The sequence below is a fragment of the Nonomuraea sp. NPDC001831 genome, from assembly GCF_042892035.1.
GTDB lineage: Bacteria > Actinomycetota > Actinomycetes > Streptosporangiales > Streptosporangiaceae > Nonomuraea.
On sequence record NZ_JBIATU010000007.1, the window covers coordinates 51,035 to 68,198 of the forward strand.

The 17,164-nt window shown below is 71.4% G+C and carries 17 protein-coding genes; 11 read left to right on the top strand and 6 right to left on the bottom strand.

Annotated features, from left to right (window positions below; genetic code table 11):
- Positions 1 to 38 precede the first annotated feature (38 nt).
- A complete protein-coding gene (locus tag ACFYYW_RS23275; protein ID WP_387651376.1) occupies positions 39 to 1,907 on the top strand; it encodes an ATP-binding protein in 1,869 nt (622 codons plus the stop codon).
- A 151-nt stretch (positions 1,908 to 2,058) separates the two neighbouring features.
- Positions 2,059 to 2,484 (top strand): ATP-binding protein, encoded by a 426-nt coding sequence (locus tag ACFYYW_RS23280; RefSeq protein WP_352318266.1) that lies wholly within the window; start codon positions 2,059 to 2,061, stop codon positions 2,482 to 2,484.
- Here ACFYYW_RS23280 and ACFYYW_RS23285 read toward each other — a convergent pair.
- From ACFYYW_RS23285 to ACFYYW_RS23295, 3 genes are all read right to left on the bottom strand, one after another.
- On the bottom strand, positions 2,481 to 3,122 hold the full coding sequence (locus ACFYYW_RS23285; protein WP_387651379.1) for a YidC/Oxa1 family membrane protein insertase: 642 nt from the start codon (positions 3,120 to 3,122) through the stop codon (positions 2,481 to 2,483). The genes ACFYYW_RS23280 and ACFYYW_RS23285 overlap by 4 nt on opposite strands.
- A gap of 75 nt (positions 3,123 to 3,197) precedes the next feature.
- Positions 3,198 to 3,398, bottom strand: coding sequence for a DUF6412 domain-containing protein (locus ACFYYW_RS23290; RefSeq protein WP_352318263.1), 201 nt, complete (start codon positions 3,396 to 3,398; stop codon positions 3,198 to 3,200).
- Positions 3,395 to 3,568 (bottom strand): hypothetical protein, encoded by a 174-nt coding sequence (locus ACFYYW_RS23295; RefSeq protein WP_352318261.1) that lies wholly within the window; start codon positions 3,566 to 3,568, stop codon positions 3,395 to 3,397. The genes ACFYYW_RS23290 and ACFYYW_RS23295 overlap by 4 nt, the downstream gene beginning before the upstream one ends.
- 105 nt (positions 3,569 to 3,673) lie before the next feature.
- Here ACFYYW_RS23295 and ACFYYW_RS23300 point away from each other — a divergent pair, with 105 nt between their 5' ends.
- The gene (locus ACFYYW_RS23300; protein WP_352318259.1) at positions 3,674 to 4,372 is read left to right on the top strand and encodes a response regulator transcription factor; all 699 of its coding nucleotides are present in this window, start codon (positions 3,674 to 3,676) and stop codon (positions 4,370 to 4,372) included.
- Positions 4,369 to 5,520: a sensor histidine kinase gene (locus tag ACFYYW_RS23305; RefSeq protein WP_387651382.1), complete on the top strand. Its 1,152-nt coding sequence runs from the start codon at positions 4,369 to 4,371 to the stop codon at positions 5,518 to 5,520. Before ACFYYW_RS23300 ends, ACFYYW_RS23305 begins: the two co-directional genes overlap by 4 nt.
- A gap of 69 nt (positions 5,521 to 5,589) precedes the next feature.
- On the opposite strand, the gene ACFYYW_RS23310 is transcribed toward ACFYYW_RS23305, so the two are convergent.
- Positions 5,590 to 6,015: a hypothetical protein gene (locus ACFYYW_RS23310; protein WP_352318255.1), complete on the bottom strand. Its 426-nt coding sequence runs from the start codon at positions 6,013 to 6,015 to the stop codon at positions 5,590 to 5,592.
- Positions 6,016 to 6,175: 160 nt separating this feature from the next.
- On the opposite strand from ACFYYW_RS23310, the gene ACFYYW_RS23315 reads away from it, so the two are divergent.
- From ACFYYW_RS23315 to mptB, 3 genes are all read left to right on the top strand, one after another.
- Positions 6,176 to 6,523, top strand: a complete 348-nt coding sequence (locus ACFYYW_RS23315; RefSeq protein WP_352318253.1) for an STAS domain-containing protein — start codon at positions 6,176 to 6,178, stop codon at positions 6,521 to 6,523.
- Positions 6,520 to 7,251, top strand: coding sequence for a glycosyltransferase (locus tag ACFYYW_RS23320; RefSeq protein WP_352318252.1), 732 nt, complete (start codon positions 6,520 to 6,522; stop codon positions 7,249 to 7,251). The genes ACFYYW_RS23315 and ACFYYW_RS23320 overlap by 4 nt, the downstream gene beginning before the upstream one ends.
- 323 nt (positions 7,252 to 7,574) lie before the next feature.
- A complete protein-coding gene (gene mptB, locus ACFYYW_RS23325) occupies positions 7,575 to 8,990 on the top strand; it encodes a polyprenol phosphomannose-dependent alpha 1,6 mannosyltransferase MptB (RefSeq protein ID WP_387651385.1) in 1,416 nt (471 codons plus the stop codon).
- Here the strand turns inward: mptB and ACFYYW_RS23330 are convergent.
- Complete coding sequence (locus ACFYYW_RS23330) at positions 8,875 to 11,100, bottom strand: hypothetical protein (RefSeq protein ID WP_387651387.1); 2,226 nt, start codon at positions 11,098 to 11,100, stop codon at positions 8,875 to 8,877. The genes mptB and ACFYYW_RS23330 overlap by 116 nt on opposite strands.
- 399 nt (positions 11,101 to 11,499) lie before the next feature.
- Here ACFYYW_RS23330 and ACFYYW_RS23335 point away from each other — a divergent pair, with 399 nt between their 5' ends.
- From ACFYYW_RS23335 to serS, 4 genes are all read left to right on the top strand, one after another.
- On the top strand, positions 11,500 to 12,690 hold the full coding sequence (locus tag ACFYYW_RS23335; protein WP_387651389.1) for a glycosyltransferase 87 family protein: 1,191 nt from the start codon (positions 11,500 to 11,502) through the stop codon (positions 12,688 to 12,690).
- A 22-nt stretch (positions 12,691 to 12,712) separates the two neighbouring features.
- A complete protein-coding gene (locus tag ACFYYW_RS23340; protein ID WP_364416540.1) occupies positions 12,713 to 13,135 on the top strand; it encodes a DUF4446 family protein in 423 nt (140 codons plus the stop codon).
- A 73-nt stretch (positions 13,136 to 13,208) separates the two neighbouring features.
- Positions 13,209 to 14,129 (top strand): prephenate dehydratase, encoded by a 921-nt coding sequence (gene pheA / locus ACFYYW_RS23345; protein WP_352318243.1) that lies wholly within the window; start codon positions 13,209 to 13,211, stop codon positions 14,127 to 14,129.
- A 164-nt stretch (positions 14,130 to 14,293) separates the two neighbouring features.
- A complete protein-coding gene (gene serS / locus ACFYYW_RS23350) occupies positions 14,294 to 15,556 on the top strand; it encodes a serine--tRNA ligase (protein WP_352318241.1) in 1,263 nt (420 codons plus the stop codon).
- On the opposite strand, the gene ACFYYW_RS23355 is transcribed toward serS, so the two are convergent.
- Positions 15,520 to 16,887, bottom strand: a complete 1,368-nt coding sequence (locus tag ACFYYW_RS23355) for a hypothetical protein (RefSeq protein ID WP_387651392.1) — start codon at positions 16,885 to 16,887, stop codon at positions 15,520 to 15,522. The two genes, serS and ACFYYW_RS23355, sit on opposite strands and share 37 nt — an antisense overlap.
- Positions 16,888 to 17,164: the final 277 nt, after the last annotated feature.

Genomic DNA, 17,164 nt, shown 5'->3' on the forward strand with positions numbered 1-17,164 from the left:
GCCCGTCAGACCCACCACGCCACGTGCACTATGGAGGTGTGGGATACGCATGGGTCGGGAGTGACGAGGAGATCGCCCGCGCCGTGCTCGCCGGGTCCCCCAACGCCGTGGTGGCGCTCGACCGCGACCAGAGCGTGCTGGTCTGGAACGCGGCGGCCGAGCACCTGTTCGGCTGGACGGCGGCCGAGATGCTGGGTCGCCGGGCGCCGATCGTCCCCGACGAGCTGGCCGCCGAGCACAACGCGGTGCTGGAGCGCGTACGCACCGGGGGGCAGGTGTCGCTGCGCACCAAGCGCGTCCACAAGGACGGCAGGCCGCTCGACCTGCGCGTGGACATCAACGCCCTGCGCATGGGCAACTCCGTGGTCGGCTACGTCCTGGCCCACCATCCCGCGCGGGCCGACGAGGTCGCCGGGCTGCGCATGGAACGCCGGGCCAGGCTGGTGCGCCGGCTCACCGACGTGGTCGGCGACATCAACTCGGAGCTGGAGCTGCCGGCCGTGCTCGACCGCATCTCGGCCAGCCTCACCGAGCTCACGGGCGCGGACGCGGGCGGGTTCGTGCTGATCGAGGGGGAGCGGCTGCGGCTGGTCAGCACGTACCGGCTGCCGGAGACGCTCAGGGGCACCACCACCGGCCTGCGGACGAGCCTGGTGGACAAACTCTTACGCACGGGCAAGACCGTCATGCTGGAGTCCCAGGGGCTCGGCGACCTGGTGTGGGCCAGCCTCGACGGGCTGCACACGATCGCGCTCGGCCTGGCCGCGGTCGGCGGCCGCCCCTACGGCGCCCTCTACGCGCTGTTCGCCGGGCCCGCCCCCGGCCACCTGGAGCTGGAGCTGCTGGAGCTGCTGGCCGGGCACGCCGGCATCGCGGTCGGCAACGCGGTGGCCTACCAGGAGGCGGTGCGGCAGCGGGCGCACGAGCGGGCCGTGTTCGACGCCAGCGCCGACGGCATCGCCGTGCTGGACGACGCCGGCCGGGTCGTGCGCTGGAACCCCGCCGCGGCCGAGCTGACCGCCTTCCCCGCCGACGCGGTGATCGGCGGTCCGCCGCCGTTCCCGCTGCCCAGCCCCGGCGAGAAGCTCACCTTCCAGATGGAGAACGGCCGCTGGCTCGACGTGGTGAGCGCGCGGATCGAGGAGACCGGCGAGATCGTCATCGACTTCCGCGACGTCACCCAGGCCAAGGAGCTGGAGGAGGCCAAGGACCTCTTCCTGGCCACGACCAGCCACGAGCTGCGCACGCCGATCACGATCGTGCGCGGGTTCGCCGGCACGCTCGACGCGCGCTGGGACAAGATGAGCGACGCGGAACGCCGGTCGGCCGTGCACACGATCGCCGAGCGGGCCGGATCACTGGGCCAGCTCATGGACCACCTGCTGCTGGGGGCCAGGGCGGGTGCGGACGAGCTGGCCGTCCGGATCGAGGCGTTCGATCTCGCGGCCCGCATCCACGCGGCCACGCTCGGCCTCCCCGTGTTGTCCGACCGCCACCGCGTCGAAGTGCGCATCCCGGACGACTTGCCGCCGGTGCTGGGGGACGCCCTGGCAACCGACATCGTTCTGGGGCAATTGCTGGAGAACGCGTTTAAATATTCCCCAATGGGTGGATTGATCTGTGTTGAAGCTTGGCCCGAAGACGACGGCGTGGTCGTAGTGGTGGATGACGAGGGGGTCGGAATCGCACCGCCTGACCGCGAACGGATCTTTGAGCGCTTCGTCCAGGTGGACAGCGGGGACCGGAGGCGCTTTGGTGGAGTGGGGCTCGGCCTCTACATCGTCCGCAGTCTGGCCAGGGCACAGGGGGGAGAAGTGAGTGCTCAACCGAGGCCCGGAGGGGGTACGAGGATGCGGTTGATCCTGAGGCGCGCTTCCCCTATCCGATCCGACACACCGATGCGGTAACGAGGTGGTCACAGTTGAGCTGATCTATCGTCCAATGTGTACAAGCTGTGATCGAGATGCGGTTTCTGCGATTGGCTAACGGGGCATTTCGGTCGTACCGGGGAGTGTTCCCGCGGGGGGCACAGGGAACGGGGAGGTGGGTGTGTCAAGCGTGGTGCTGCTGCCGTACGCGCCGTCCAGCGTCGCCGTCGCCCGCCAGCGTCTGAGCACTGACCTGCAGGATTGCGGGGTCTACACCGCTGCGATCGACGATGCGGTGCTGGTGGTGAGCGAGTTGCTGAGCAACGCGCTGCGGCACGCGCATCCGCTGCCTTCAGGCATGGTGAGGGTCGCCTGGATGCGTAGCGACGATCACATAGAGGTGGCGGTCAGCGACGGGGGTGCGGCGACAGAGCCGCGGGCGGGCCGCCCGACCCTGTCTTCGCTCGGGGGCCGGGGGCTGGGGATCGTCGAATACGTGGCTGAGAGCTGGGGGGTTCGTCACGACGGTGACACGACGACGGTGTGGGCCATCCTGCCCGCACCCCACGGGGCGGCGGTGAACGGGCAGGTCGCGGCCCTGAAGGAGGCCGGTTAGGCGGTCCTGGCCGCCAGTACGGCCCGTTCGGTGAGGGCCCATGCCGTGGAGACCAGCAGGTACAGGCCGGCCGCCAGGGGGAGCACGAGCACGGCCAGCGCGGAGCCGTACGGCATCAGCGGCATGACCTTGCGCAGCCACTCCGGCTGCTCCTCCGACACCTTGATCGAGCGTGCCGACAGCCATGCCAGCAGCACGAGCCCCGCGATCATGATGACAAAGACCGAAACCGGCCAACTGATCAGACCGAAATTGGCCACCACGCCCGCGAGCTGCTGTCCCAGCGGCGCCCCGAACAGAGTGTGACCGGCCAGTGCCGTCGGATGCGTGGCCACCCTGAACATCAGCCACAGGAACGGCAATTGCGCCAGCATCGGCAAGATCCCCGCGAACGGTGACGTGCCCTCCCGCGCGTACAGAGCGGTCAGTTCCTTGGACAACCGCTCCGGATCGCGCCGGTGGCGCTCGCGCAGCTCCTGCAGCCTGGGCGCGAGCCGCTGCCGGACCTGGCCGGCCCGCGCCTGCCGGACGTTGAGCGGCAGCAGAAACAGGCGTACGGCGAGCGTGAACAGCACGATGGCGAGGGCGGCATGGCCCCCGGACACGCCGATGACGAACGTGACAAGTGAATCGATCATGAGCCCTTCAGACATGACGACGGACCAGGGCTCATACATGACGATGAGCCCCGCTTTGACGGAAGCGGGGCTCGCCTAAGGCGCTCGTGGACGCGGGCGTCCGGCCGCGTCGGGATCGCGCAGCCGCTGGAAGGCCGTGCGGCGCGCGTAGGTCAGCGGGAAGCCGGGAGACTCACCGCCGAGGACGGGCGGCAACGTGGCCGCCCACGTGGCCAGCAGGAGGATCGCCATCATGGTGATCCCCACCAGCCACGGATCGAACAGAAGCGAGGTCACTGCGACGAACGGGACTTACCGACGACGGTGACCGCGATGAAGACCACCAGGGCGACGACCCCGACGATCAGGACCAGCTTGAACAGACCTGCCAGCAGGGGCAGGAGGAAGTTGAACAGCACGAAGAGACCGAGAAGGGTCCCTAAAACGAGCATCACGACTCTACTCATGAGGCCACCGTACGTCCTCCGAGCATGATCCGCGAGGCTTACGAACCTGTGACGTCCACGTCCGCCACCATGTCCGCCACGTGGGCCCGGCCGTACGGTGAGACGGTGAACACCCGCATCCTGGTGGTCGACGACGATCCGACCGTGTCCGAGGTCGTGGCGCGCTATCTGGAGCGCGACGGGCACGAGGTGGAGTGCGTGGGCGACGGCGCCGAGGCGCTGCGCAGGGCCCTGGCCGACCCGCCCGACCTCATGGTGCTCGACCTGATGCTGCCCAGGATCGACGGGCTCCAGGTGTGCAGGAAGCTCAGGGAGCGGTGGCCGGTCCCGGTGATCATGCTGACCGCGCTCGGCGAGGAGATCGACCGGGTGGTGGGTCTGGAGACCGGGGCCGACGACTACGTGACGAAGCCGTTCAGCCCCCGGGAGCTGGCGTTGCGCGTGCAGTCGGTGCTGCGCCGGGCGCGGGGGGCGTCCGTCACGGCCGGCACCGGCGTGCTGCGCGACGGCGACCTCGTCGTGGACGTCGGCGCCCACGAGGTGCGGCTCGGCGGCGCGCAGGTGCTGCTGACGGCCAGGGAGTTCGACCTGCTGGCCTACCTCATGCGCAACCCGCGCCAGGCGTTCAGCCGGTCGGCGCTGCTCGACCAGGTGTGGGGGTGGTCGTTCGGCGACTCCTCGACCGTGACCGTGCACGTGCGGCGGTTGCGGGAGAAGGTCGAGGCGGACCCGACCGAGCCGCGGCGGATCGTCACGGTCTGGGGTGTCGGCTACCGGTACGAGCCGCTGGAGAGCGCGGGGTGACGCCTCCCGAGCCCTGCCTGGGCGGGACGTGCCCGCCGGCCATGGTGTCGGTGAGCGAGCTGCCCATGGTCGTGGCCGTCTCGGCGGGGCTGGGGCTGCTGGTCGCCGCCGCCGGCGTATGGGCCATGGGACGGCTGCGGACCAGGTCGATCGGGGTGATGCTGGCCGTCGTGGTGGTGGTCGCCGTGGCGGCGACGCTGGCGGGCGTGGTCGCGATCACCATGAAAATGATCATCGAGGGGGCGGTCAAGGACTTCGTGCTCAGCGTGGTCGCGGTGGGCGGCCTGGTGGGGCTCGGGGTCGCGTTCGTGCTGGCCAGGCGGGTGGTGGGGGAGAGCAGGCGGCTGGTGGCGGCCGTGCGCGACGTGCCGTTCAGGGCGCCGCAGGGGTTGCCGGCCGAGCTCCAGGAGATCGCGAGCACCCTTGAGGAGGCGTACGCGCGGGAACGCGCGCTCGAAGGCGCGCGCCGGGAACTGGTCGCGTGGGTGAGCCACGACCTGCGCACACCGCTCGCCGGCCTGCGGGCCATGGCCGAGGCCCTGGAGGACGGGGTGGTGGCCGACCACGAGACGGTCGCGCGCTACCACGGCCAGATCAAGCTGGAGGTCGAACGGCTCTCGGCCATGGTGGACGACCTGTTCGAGCTGTCGCGCATCCACGCGGGCGCGTTGCGGCTCTCGCGGGCCAGGATCGGGCTCGCCGACCTCGTCGCGGACACGCTGGCCGGGGTCGAGCCGCTGGCCAGGGCCAAGGGGGTGGTGCTCACGGCGGAGGCGGCGGGGGCCGTGCCCGTGGAGGCCGACGCGGCGGCGCTGGGCCGGGCCCTGCGGAACCTGGTCGTCAACGCCATCCGGCACACGCCGTCGGAACGTACCGTGGTGCTGCGGGCCGGGGTGGACGAGCAGGGGATGGCCTGCCTCTCGGTGGCCGACGGTTGCGGGGGGATTCCCGAGGAGGATCTGCCTCGGGTGTTCGAGGTGGCGTTCCGGGGGGAGGCCGCGCGTACGCCCACCGCCGACGGCGGCGCCGGGCTCGGGCTGGCGATCGCCCAGGGGATCGTCGAGGCGCATGATGGGATGATCGGGGTGGTCAACGAAGGACCCGGGTGCCGGTTCGAGATCCGGTTGCCCCTGGTGTCCGGAAGTTGACGTTCCCGCACGGTGTCCTGCCTCGATCTTCCGCTGTGATCTCGCTTACTCGAACGTGGGTCGCCCGGGTCAGGCGGGTTCGGGGAGCGCGGTGTCGCGTTGCCCGAACGACTCCGACATCGCCCGGAACGTCGGGCAGGGCCAGCGCCACATGCAGCTCCGGCACCGCAGGATCGGGTTGGCGGTGTCGCTCGTGATGCCACCCGCGTCGCGCGGCTGGTGCAGGTCGAGCAGCCGCAGCCCGAGCTCGGCGAACCTGAGCAGGTCGGCGCGGGAGCCGGCCAGGAAGTCGAGGTCTTCGCTCGCCAGCCTGGTGCGGATCGGGACGTAGCCCTCGTGGTTCAGCAGACCGCGCAGGCGCGCTGCTTCGTCATGCCATGACGTGGCCTTTTCTGTGCGGATGAGGATGGTCTCCAGACGTTCCCGGAGCCCCTGACGCTGTGGATCTTCAGGTTTCTCTGCATTCATCGATACGAGGCCCATGGGGCGGGCCACAGCCCCTCCTTCTCCGTGAAGCGTTGCCGGTTCCGGTGTCACGCTGTCAAGCTTCGCGTACTCTCCGTTTTGATGGAGCCCAAACGGAGGACAAAAACCTGTCGTTCCCCTCTCGGCGTGACAACGTGACCGGAAGCCTCCGCGCCGCTAGCCTGCCCATGTGGAGCTCAAGGTCTCGACTCGATCACATGCCGGGTGCGCACTCGTTGCCATCACCGGAGAAATCGACCTCTATACGGCGCCTCACCTGCAGGCCGAGTTCACTCGGCTACTGCAGGACGAGCCCAGCCGGGTGGTCATCGACATGTCCGCCGTGGATTTCTGCGACTCCACGGGGATGAACGTGCTGCTCTCGGCGCTCAAGCGCATGAAAGAGCGGGGAGGTGTGCTGGAGGTGGCCGCGCCGCGTCCGGCCGTCCGCAAGATCCTGCAGGTGACGGGGCTCGTCTCGGTGTTCACCGTGCATGACGAGCTGCCGCAGGAGTTCCTCATCACCGAGGGATCATGACGCAGGCTGACACGGCTGTCGTCATTCCCGCGGTGAACGAGGGCGACCGCATCGCCGCCACCGTCGCGGCGGCGGCCGGCCTGCCGGGCGTCGATCTCGTCGTGGTCGTCGACGACGGCTCGACGGACCGCACCGGCAAGGTGGCGCGGGCGGCGGGCGCGCGGGTGGTCCGCCACAGCCGCAACCGCGGCAAGGCCGCGGCCATGGAGACGGGCGCGGAGGCCGTACGCCTCCTCGACGACGGCCGTACCCCTCGCCACCTGCTTTTCCTCGACGCCGACCTGGGTGACACGGCGAGCGCCGCGGCGCCGCTGGTGGAGCCCGTGCGCGAGGGCAAGGCCGACATGACGATCGCGCTGTTCGGCACGCGGGTGAAGCTCGGCGGCCATGGGTTAGTCGTGCGCGTGTCCAAGGACGGCATCCGCCGCGCCACCGGCTTCGAGGCCGCCCAGCCGCTCAACGGCCAGCGTTGCCTGACCAGAGCCGCCTTCGAGGCCGCCCGGCCGCTGGCGCACGGGTTCGGCGTGGAGACGGCGCTCACGATCGACCTGCTGCGCAAGGGGTTCAGGGTCGTCGAGGTCGAGGTGGAGATGTCCCACCGGGCCACCGGCAACGACTGGCGGGCCCAGTTGCACCGCGCCCGGCAGTTGCGGGACGTCGCTCTGGCTCTGGCGAGCCGGGAGCCGGTGGTCGTCGAAAATCTCGGCAAACTTCTCCCCAAGCGGTGAGGTCGGCCTCCGGGTTGTCCACAGGCGTGGATGATCTGGGGCTGCGGCCGTGAGGAGTGTGCTGGAATTTGCGGGTGACTTCGGAGAGACGCCGCAGACAGGCACAAGCCCCACCCTTGTGGGTGGCATCGCTGCGGCTTCCGTGGTCCGCCGCCGACCGGTGCCGCTTCTCGGCGGGCGGGGTTCTCGCGTGGGGTGGGCGGCCGGTGTTCGCGCGGGCCTCCGCGGCCGGTGGGCGGGCGGCGGCGCCTCGACAGGGGCGGTTCGTCGACGCCGTTCGAGCGCGGCTCGCGGTTCCCGGGCTGGTGATGATCGCGGTCTCCGTGCTCCTGACGATCACGATCGGGTTGCTCGGGCCCTCTCCCATGGTTCCGGCGCTGGGCGGGCCGGGGTGGCAGCCGCCGTACTGGCTGGCTGCCCGTCCTGATCCTTATGCGGTGCTCGTCCTGGCCGCCGCGGCTCTGGTCATCGGCGGGGTCGGGCTGCTGGCGGCGCTGGCCGCCGGGGCGCGTCCCGGGCTGCGTGCTCGGCCGCTGGTGCTGCTCGGCTGTCTCGCCGCGGGGGTGCTCGCGTTCCTGCCTCCCTCGGGCTCCGGCGACCATCTCAACTACGCCGTGTACGGCCGGATGGTCACGCTGGGGCTGAACCCCTACACGCACGGCGCCGTCGACCTGCCGGGCGATCCCATCGCCGACGCGGTCGAGCGGCCGTGGCGCGAGGAACCCAGCGTCTACGGGCCCGTCGCCACCGCTCTCCAGGCGCTGGCGAGCTGGATCGGGGGCGACTCGCTCCGGTTGACCATCTTCGTGCTGGCGGTGTTCAACGCCGCTGCCTTCGTCGTCACGGCTCTGCTCATCGACCGCTTCACCAGGGACGACCCGGCCCGGCGGCTGCGCGCCGCCCTGCTGTGGGCGGTCAATCCGCTGCTGCTCTACCACCTGGTCGCGGGCATGCACGCCGACACGCTGGCCATCGCCTGCATGGTGGCCGCGCTGCTGGCCAGGGCACGTCCGGTCGCGTCGGGGGTGCTGCTCGGGCTCGGGGTGGCGACGAAGCTCAACGCGGGGGTGGTGGCGCTGGGGCCCGCGTGGGAGCTGCGCCGCCGTCCGGGGCGGCTCGCCGTCATGGCGGCCGCCGCGCTGGCCGTGGTGGTCGTCGGCTACGCGGTCGTCGGGCCCGAGGCGATCACGCCGGTGACGACCACCAGCAAGGCGATCTCGCACGCCTCGTTCTGGAAGCTGGTTCAGGGGTGGCTCTGGGCCCTGGTCGGCCCGGGGCGGGCGTACCGGGGCGAGATCCAGGTCGGCGCGCTGGCGGTGCTCGTGCTCGTCGCCTGGTCGTTGCTCCGGCTGGCGTCCCGGCGGTCCGCCGGCCTCCAGGGGCCGGGGGCCTCCGCAGGGCTGGAGGCGCCGGTCGTGGCGGCGGCGCTCGTCGTGGCCTACCTGTTCGCCACGCCGTACATCCTGCCCTGGTACGACGGGCTGGCGTTCGGCATGCTCGCCCTGGTGGGCGCCTCGGCCGTCGACGGGTTCATGGTCGCCCACCTGCTGATCCTGTCCCTGGCCTACCTGCCCGCCCGGGTCGACGGGCAGCCGCCGGGCGTCGAATGGCTCAGTGGCGTGCTCAGGCCTCAGATCGGGTGGGCGCTGCTGGCGTTGACCGTTCTGCTGGTGGTGTGGGCGTGGCGAGTTGGAGGGCCCGTACGCAGGCCGCGAGCGTCAGCGGCACCGCCACCGTGAGCGCCATGGCCGGGATGGCGATGCCCGAGTCGTTCATCAGGAAGCCGATGAAGGCGCAGGTGAGCGTCCCGAACAGGCCGGCCCTGAGCGGCGGGGCCAGCGTGTACGCCTGACCCAGCGCCGAGGCGCCCCAGCGCGACGGGCGGGCCAGCACCAGGAACAGGAACGCCAGCGCGACCAGCGAGAGCAGGGTCAGCGGCCAGTTGCCCACGGTCACGCCGATCATGGCCCCGAACTTTCGTCCGACGACGGTCCACGCCTGGCCGTCGATGATCTGCTGCACGAACGCGCCGAGGTGCGTGCGCCTGTCGGCCGGGCGCATCCAGTCGAAGACCGAGATGGCGGCGATCAGCGCGACCGCGCCCACCCCCACGAGCAGGAGTTTCACCACCGACACCCGCCTGCCGGACAGCAGGATGAGGAAGACCGCCACCCCGATGACGAACGCCGGCACACCGCCGAAGTCCGCGCCCCACGAGGGCGAACCGTCCGCGAAGACGGCGAAGGCGCCGTACAGGGCGCACAGCGCCACGACCACCGTCCTGGAGACGCCTCTGCCGAGCAGCCAATGCGCCACCCCGGCCAGGCCGAGAACCGTGCCGGTCGCGTAGACGGCGAAGGCGATGTTGCTGAAGCCGTAGAAACGTCCGCCGGTGACGGGTTCGTAGCCGGTCACGGCGTTCACCTGGAGGGCCGAGCCGGTCATCACGTCGATGAGGAGGGCGAGCGAGGTGACGGCCGCGACCACGGTGAGCGGTCCCAGCACGTGCGCACGCCATGGGCCGGCGAACGCGAGACCGGTGATCAGGGCGGCGATGGCCAGGATCGTCACGATCACCGAGACCATCGGCATCGGCAGGCTCCACCACGGCACGAGCTGGGCCAGGAACGTCGAGACGGCGATGGCGCCGCTGACGGTCGCCACCACCTGGATGGCGGCCAGCAGTTTCGAGGCGCCGGCCGGGTCGCCGCCCGCAGCCGGGGCGGAGCGGCCGTCGGCCTCGGTGGCGCCCGTCACGGCGGCGGTCGCCGGGGGCGTGCGGTCGCCGGCGGCCGACGAGCCCGCGTCGGACGCGGGTGCGGCCTGCCGGACGCGGGAGGAGCGGCGGCGGCGCAGTGCCAGGGCGGCCAGGGCGTAGAAGAGCAGCTGGACGCTCACCAGGACGGTGAAGAACGGCCCGCGTACCTCCCGGAGCACCTGGCTGGCCAGGTCGCCGTCGGCCAGGCGCGTCACCGCGGCGGCGGCCGGCGCGGGGGCGTTGCCGTCGGGCTGCCAGGCGCGGCCGACCACGTCGCGGGGGGCCGTCAGGCCCAGGAGCTGGATGGCGGTGGCGGTGAGGTCGGTGATGGTGACCAGGCCGTCCTGGCGGGTGGAGGAGGCGGTGAGGTAGCCCCCCTGCGGGTACGGCTGCCCGCTCGGGGACGGTCCCGTGGCCAGGGCCGCGTGGAGGTGCGCGTTCGGGCTGAGGTCGGAGATGCCGGCGAGCAGGACGGTGGTGTTCGGGGGCACCTTGCCGATCAGGGCGGCGATCTGCTGATCTGCCTTGGTCGCGGCGGCTCGACGGTCGGCGGCCGGGAGGGAGACCGGGATCGCGTGATCGCCGAGGGGGCCGCGGGCCCAGGCGGTGGTGAGGTCGGCGGCTTCGAAGACGATCAGGTTGTAGGGGGTCAGGTCGGTCAGGGCGTCGAGGGTGGGGGCGTATTTAGTGATTTTTCCGGTCTTGTCGGCGGCGGCGAGGGCGGCGCCGGGGCGGATCGCCGCCACCTTGCCCCCGCCGTCCGTCACCAACTGGCCGAGCGTGCCGATCTGCGCCGCGTAGCCGGTGTCGGCCTGGAAGGCCACCAGCTCCCGCCACCCGGGGACGGTGGCGCCTTCCCCGGCGGGCTGAGGCGGCGTCGCGGCGGGGCAGCCCTGCCCGGGGGTGCCGGCGCGCTGGCCGGCGGAGACGGTCAGCCAGCCCGCCATGGGGCAGGTGACGCCACTGTCCTTGGGCGGGACGGCGCGGGTGGACAGTGACGCCGAGCTGCCCTGGGCGGCGAGCTTCCACAGGGTGGGCGTGCCCGACTCGCTGAAGTCACTCCACTGAAGACCTGGGACGCCGACCACCACGACCCGCCGCCCCGCCGGCCCGCCTTGCCCGCCTTGCCCGCTTTGTCCGGAGGCGCCGTCACCCGAGGCGCCGTCACCCGAGGCGCCGTCACCCGAGGCGCCGTCACCCGAGGCGCCGTCACCGGCGGCCGCCGCGGCTGTGCTGCCGCTCTGGGAAGCGGCGGCGGCCGTGCCGGGGAGGAGGAGGGCGGCGAGCAGGAGGCCGAGGAGGACCGTGACGAGATGGCGGCCCGCCCGAGGTGCCGCTGTACCGAGGTGCCGCAGAGGCTTGGCATGGGCGCTCGGGGCCGCGGGGCGTGCGCGACGCGCTTGGTGCTCGCCCCCCGGCGTGGCGTGATGCATGTACGGAACCCCCAGTGTCTGCGCCCTCGATCAACAGCCACGGTAACGTGCCACATCGTGACAAGAGGCGAGGTGCGAGTGATCCGGCGGCAGTGGTGGGCGTGGGTGGTGGTGGCGCTCGTCGTCGCGGCGGCGGCCGCGCCTCTTGTGCACACGTGGCTGACCAACCCGGACGACCAGCGGCTCGTCGACCTCGACGTCTACCGTACCGGCGGCCAGATGCTGCTCGACGGCCGTCCGGTGTACGACTTCTTCACCCCGGCGCCGCAGCTGCTGCCGTTCACCTATCCGCCCATCGCGGCGATGCTGGCCGTGGCGCTGGCCGAGATGTCCTGGGGCACCGCCCAATGGGTGTGGACGGCCGGCATCTTCGCGGCGCTGGCCGTCACCGTCTGGTTCGCCTTCCGCCAGGCGCTGCGGGCCTACGTGCCGTGGGTGTTCGGGCTGCTCATGGTGGCCTGCACGTACCTGATGCCGATCCGGGACCAGGTGCGGTTCGGGCAGGTGGACATCCTGCTGGTCGCCCTGTGCCTGGTGGACTGCCTGGCGCGGCGGCCCTGGCTGCCCCGGGGGTTCCTGGTCGGGCTGGCCACGGCCGTCAAGCTGACCCCCGGCGTCTTCCTGATCTACTTCCTGGTCACCAGGCAGTGGCGGACGTTCTTCATGGCGGCGTTCGTGGCGGCCGTGCTGACGGTGCTGCCGTTCGTGGTGATCCCGCAGGACGCGTCCGCCTTCTGGTTCTCGGCGCTGCTCGATCCGGAGCGGCTGGGTGCGAACACCGCCACGACGAACCAGTCGATCCGCGGCATGTTGCTGCGGCTGTACATGCCGGAGTCGCTGACGTTCGCGATCTGGGCCGTGATCGTGGCGGCCGTGGCCTGGTACGGGTTCCGGGCTGCGCGGGCGGCGTACCAGGCGAAGGACGAGCTGACGGCGGTGGCGCTGACGTCGCTGATGGCGGTGCTGCTCTCGCCGGTCGCCTGGATCCACCATCTGGCCTGGGTGGTCGTGGTGCTCGGGGCGATCGTCGGCGACGGGCGCGATCCGGTCAGGCTGCGGGTGGCCGCGGGGGTCTGGCTGTTCTACGTGGTGCCCGTGCCCTGGTGGGGGGTCTCGCTGATCGCCGCCGGCATCCCGGGGGTGAGCCTGGTGCTCGGGAAGATCGTGCAGGACGGGTTCGGGCTCGGGGCGCTGGTTCTGGTCTGGCTGCTGGCGTCCTGGTTGCCCAAACGGCGGCAATTGGCTTGACCGAAGTATTACCCTCTGTGGCGTGCTCGTTACCGCTTGGGTAGTCGTGGGCCTGGTGGCCGGGGTGAGTGGCGTGTTCATCGGCTACATGGGCCTCAGGCAGGCCAGGGCCGCCGTCGACGACTGCCTGCGCAGGGTGGCCAGGCAGACCAGCGAGGGCGCCGGCGACCTCAAGGCGATCCGCGACGTGGCCGTGTGCCGCTACGACGCGCTCGCCGAGATGAGCGGCAGGCTCTCGTTCTCGGTGGCCATGATCAACGGGCTGGGTGACGGCATCGTGCTGACCTCGATCAACGGCACCAGTGAGACGCGCACGTACGTGCGTCCGGTGGTGGGCGGGAAGGGCCAGCAGCCGCTGTCGCCGGAGGAGGAGCAGGCGGTGCGGGCGGCCCGGCTCGGGCTGGGGCCGCTGGTCCCGCCGCGGGTCCTCAAGGGTTCACGCTGAGTGTCCGTACGGGTGCCGTACGCGGTCGGCGAAAGAGCGGCATGCTGCGACCACCTGCGGATACTCTGGATGCATGCCCAGACTCGCCTATCTCGGACCGGAAGGGACCTTCACCGAAGAGGCCCTGAGGCTCCTTGACCCCGCCGCCGAGCGCCTGCCCTGCGCCACGGTGAGCGCGGCGCTCAACGCCGCCCGTTCCGGTGACGCCGACGGCGCCGTCGTGCCGCTGGAGAACTCCATCGAGGGCGCGATCACCACGACGCTCGACGAGTTCGCCTGGGGCGAGCCGCTGGTGATCACGGCCGAGCTGCTGCTGCCGGTCCAGTTCTCGCTGCTGGCCAGGCCCGGCACCGAGATCGCGCACATCAAGCGGGTCTACACCCATCCCGCGGCCATCACGCAGTGCCGCGCCTTCATCGCCCGCGAGCTGCCCGACGCCGTGGTGGTCGCCGCGCCGTCCACCGCGGCCGCGGCCCAGGAGGTCTCGCTGCCCGGCTCGCCGTACGACGCGGCCATCGCCGCGCGCATCGCCGGCGAGCACTACGGGCTGGTCGCGCTGGCCGGCGACATCGGCGACCGGTCCGACACGGTGACCAGGTTCGTCAAGGTGAGCCGTCCCGGGCCGCTGCCGGAGGCGACCGGCTCCGACCGCACCACGCTGGTCGTCTTCCTGGCTGACGACCACCCGGGCGCGCTGCTGGAGATGCTGACCGAGTTCTCCGTGCGCGGGGTCAACCTGACCCGCATCGAGTCCCGGCCGACGGGCGACGGCATCGGGCGCTATTTCTTCCACTTCGACTTCGAGGGGCACATCGCCGACGCGCGGGTGGGCGAGGCCGTCGCCGGGCTCCACCGCATCTGCGGCGAGGTGCGCTTCCTCGGCAGCTACCCCCGCGCCGACGGGGTCGCGCCGCAGATCAAGAGAGGCACGGCCGACACCCAGTTCGCCGAGGCCGCCGACTGGCTGGCCCGCGTCAGATCCGGCCGGCTCTGACGCCCCAGGGCGTTCACGCGGGTCCGACCGTTCCCGGGGGTTCCCACAGGCCGCGCTGCCTGCGGGTGGCCGTCGCCGCCTTCGAGGGGGCCGCGGGCATGCCCCGAGTGGTGTGCCGGGGAATCCGGGGGCGGGGTGGGGGCGCGCGCCGGTAGCCTTTCCTTGTGATTGACCTGCGTACCCTTCGTGAGGATCCCGACCGGCTACGGGCGTCGCAGCGTGCCCGCGGTGAGGACGACTCCGTCGTCGCAACGCTGCTCGACCTCGACGAGCGCCACCGATCCGCGCTGACCTCGTTCGAGTCGATGCGCGCTGAGCAAAAGAGCATGGGCAAGTCGGTCTCCAAGGCGCAGGGCGAGGAGAAGGCCGCGCTGCTCCAGCGGGCCAAGGACCTCGCGAGCCAGGTCAAGGCCGCCGAGGCCGAGGCGGAGAAGCTGGCCGCCGAGCTCGAACAGCTCATGCAGACGGTGCCGAACATCGTCGAGGAAGGCGCCCCTCCGGGCGGCGAGGACGACTATGTCGTCCTGGAGACGTTCGGGGAGCCGCGCCAGTTCGACTTCGAGCCGAAGGACCACCTGGAGCTCGGCGAGGCGCTCGGCGCGATCGACATGGAACGCGGTGCCAAGGTGTCCGGCTCGCGGTTCTTCTTCCTCAAGGGCGTCGGCGCGCGCCTGCAGCTCGGCCTGCTCAACATGGCGATGCAGCAGGCGATCGAGGCTGGCTTCACGCCGATGATCACTCCGGTGCTGGTCAAGCCGGAGACCATGCAGGGCACCGGCTTCCACGTGGCCCACGACAAGGAGATCTACCGCCTGCCGGAGGACGACCTCTACCTCGTCGGCACCTCCGAGGTGGCGCTGGCCGGCTACCACGCCAACGAGATCGTGAGCGGCGACGAGCTGCCGCTGCGCTACGCGGGCTGGTCGTCGTGCTTCCGCCGCGAGGCCGGCTCGTACGGCAAGGACACCCGGGGCATCATCAGGGTCCACCAGTTCGACAAGGTGGAGATGTTCTCCTACGTCCGTCCCGAGGAGGCGCACGAGGAGCACCAGCGGCTGCTGGCCTGGGAGAAGGAGATGCTGGCCAAGATCGAGGTCCCCTACCGGATCATCGACACGGCGGCGGGCGATCTCGGCATGTCGGCGGCGCGCAAGTTCGACTGCGAGGCGTGGATCCCGACCCAGGGCCGCTACCGCGAGCTGACCTCGACGTCCAACTGCACCGAGTTCCAGTCGCGCAGGCTCGCCGTCCGTTATCGCGACAAAGACGGCAAGCCGCAGCATCTGGCCACGCTCAACGGCACGCTGGCCACCACCCGGTGGATCGTGGCGATCCTGGAGAACCACCAGCAGGCCGACGGCTCGGTGGTGGTTCCCAAGGCGCTGCGTCCCTACGTGGGGCTCGACGTGCTGGAGCCGTCCAAGTAGGAGTGGCGGCGGGCGTCGATCGCGATGACGGCGACGCCCGCGATCACGATCAGGCCGGTCAGCAGGGCCGCGAGCGTGACGGCGGCCCCGTGGCTCTCGGGCGTGCCGCCTGCCCAGCCGTGGAAGGGCAGGTAGACGGCCGCGTAGACCAGCGGCGCGGCCACCACGCCGGTCAGCGCGCTCACCGGCTGCGGCTTCCCGTCCCAGGCCAGCACGAGGCACGCCAGCCCGGCCGCCAGCGCCACCGCCCAGCTGAACACCGCGGTGAGGTTGACGAACACCGTCTCGTCCGTCCCGCTGTCCAGCGCGACGAACATGGCCAGCGCCCCGATCGCCCCCGATGCCCCGAACGCCCCCTGATACCTGCGCATCCTGGCGCCGACGCCGCCCAGCAGCATGCACACCGCCAGGAAGAGCGCGACGTTCCGCTCGGGGCTGAGGTCCACCTCGTCGGCCTGCACGGTGTCGAGCGTGTAGGACCAGCCGAGGCGACGCCAGACGCCTGAGACGTCCCTGACCAGGATGCCGTCCACGCCGTTGGCGACGACCACGACGTGCCCGCCTGGCCTGGCCTGGACCGCCAGGTCGTAGGACATGAGCATGTTCTCGTCCGCGCCGTACTTCCTGGTCAGCCGGAGGCGGGCGTCGGGGGAGGGTTGCCAGGAGGGCCGCCAGGTGCGGCCGCCGTCGTCCGACTGGTCCACGCCGAGGTGGTTCTGGCGGACGCGGTAGCAGCGGGTCGCCTGGCCGGGCACGCACTGGGCGCTGATCGACGTCCGGGCCGAGGCGGGGACGGTTCCGTCGGTCCAGGTCGTGCCGCCGTCGTCGGAGAGGCGGGAGCTCTGTTCCGTGCCGGTCGTCCCGACGACGATCTTGCCTGATTCGGTCACGTCGACGGACATGGCCGCCGACGCCGGGACGGGCCCGGCCGTGGCGGTCACGGCCAGGACGGCCAGCGGCACGGTGACCATGATCCGCCGGCGCGGGGAGTCGGTGTCGGCGCTGCGCAGCCGTACCCACCAGGCCAGGGCGAGGGCGGGCAGGGCGATCAGGTCCGTGGGGTCGGCCAGGACCCGCGAGGGCCTGGCCACGAGGCTCCAGCCCACGGAGGCGAGCTCGGCGCCCGTCTCCGTGGTCTTCATGAACGTGAACAGCAGACCGGTCAGGACGGTGGCCGCCAGGTCGGCGCGGCGCCCGAGGAGCAGTGCCATCAGGGCGGGGGCGACCACGAGTCCGGCCACATCACTGAGCTTGCCGGTGAGCAGGCCGGGCCAGAGCGGCTTGAAGAGGTGGTCGTTGAGCAGGAGCAGGATGACCCCGGTGATGGTCACGGGGTGACATAACCACGCGTACCTCATATACGGGTGGATGGCGGGAGACGGCGGGAAGTTGGGCCGCGCCCGAGGCCGTGACTGATTTGTGAAACTCCCCTTTGTCCACAGGACGACCTCCACCTGTGGGCGGAACTTCCCGTCGCGCTTCAGACGGCCCCTGACGCGCGAGTACATGTCCGGACATGGGGAGGGGCCGCCCAGCGCATGTCAGGGCCGCAACGGCGTCCTCAGGCCCTGCCGAAGGGGCAGGCGAAGTGCCGGGGCGAGAAGCAAA

Bases quoted from the DNA above. Each gene is read 5' to 3' on its own strand.
- ACFYYW_RS23285 (WP_387651379.1), bottom strand. From the start codon at position 3,122: ATGATCGATTCACTTGTCACGTTCGTCATCGGCGTGTCCGGGGGCCAT.
- ACFYYW_RS23295 (WP_352318261.1), bottom strand. From the start codon at position 3,568: ATGAGTAGAGTCGTGATGCTCGTTTTAGGGACCCTTCTCGGTCTCTTC.
- ACFYYW_RS23320 (WP_352318252.1), top strand. From the start codon at position 6,520: ATGACGCAGGCTGACACGGCTGTCGTCATTCCCGCGGTGAACGAGGGC.
- pheA (WP_352318243.1), top strand. From the start codon at position 13,209: ATGCCCAGACTCGCCTATCTCGGACCGGAAGGGACCTTCACCGAAGAG.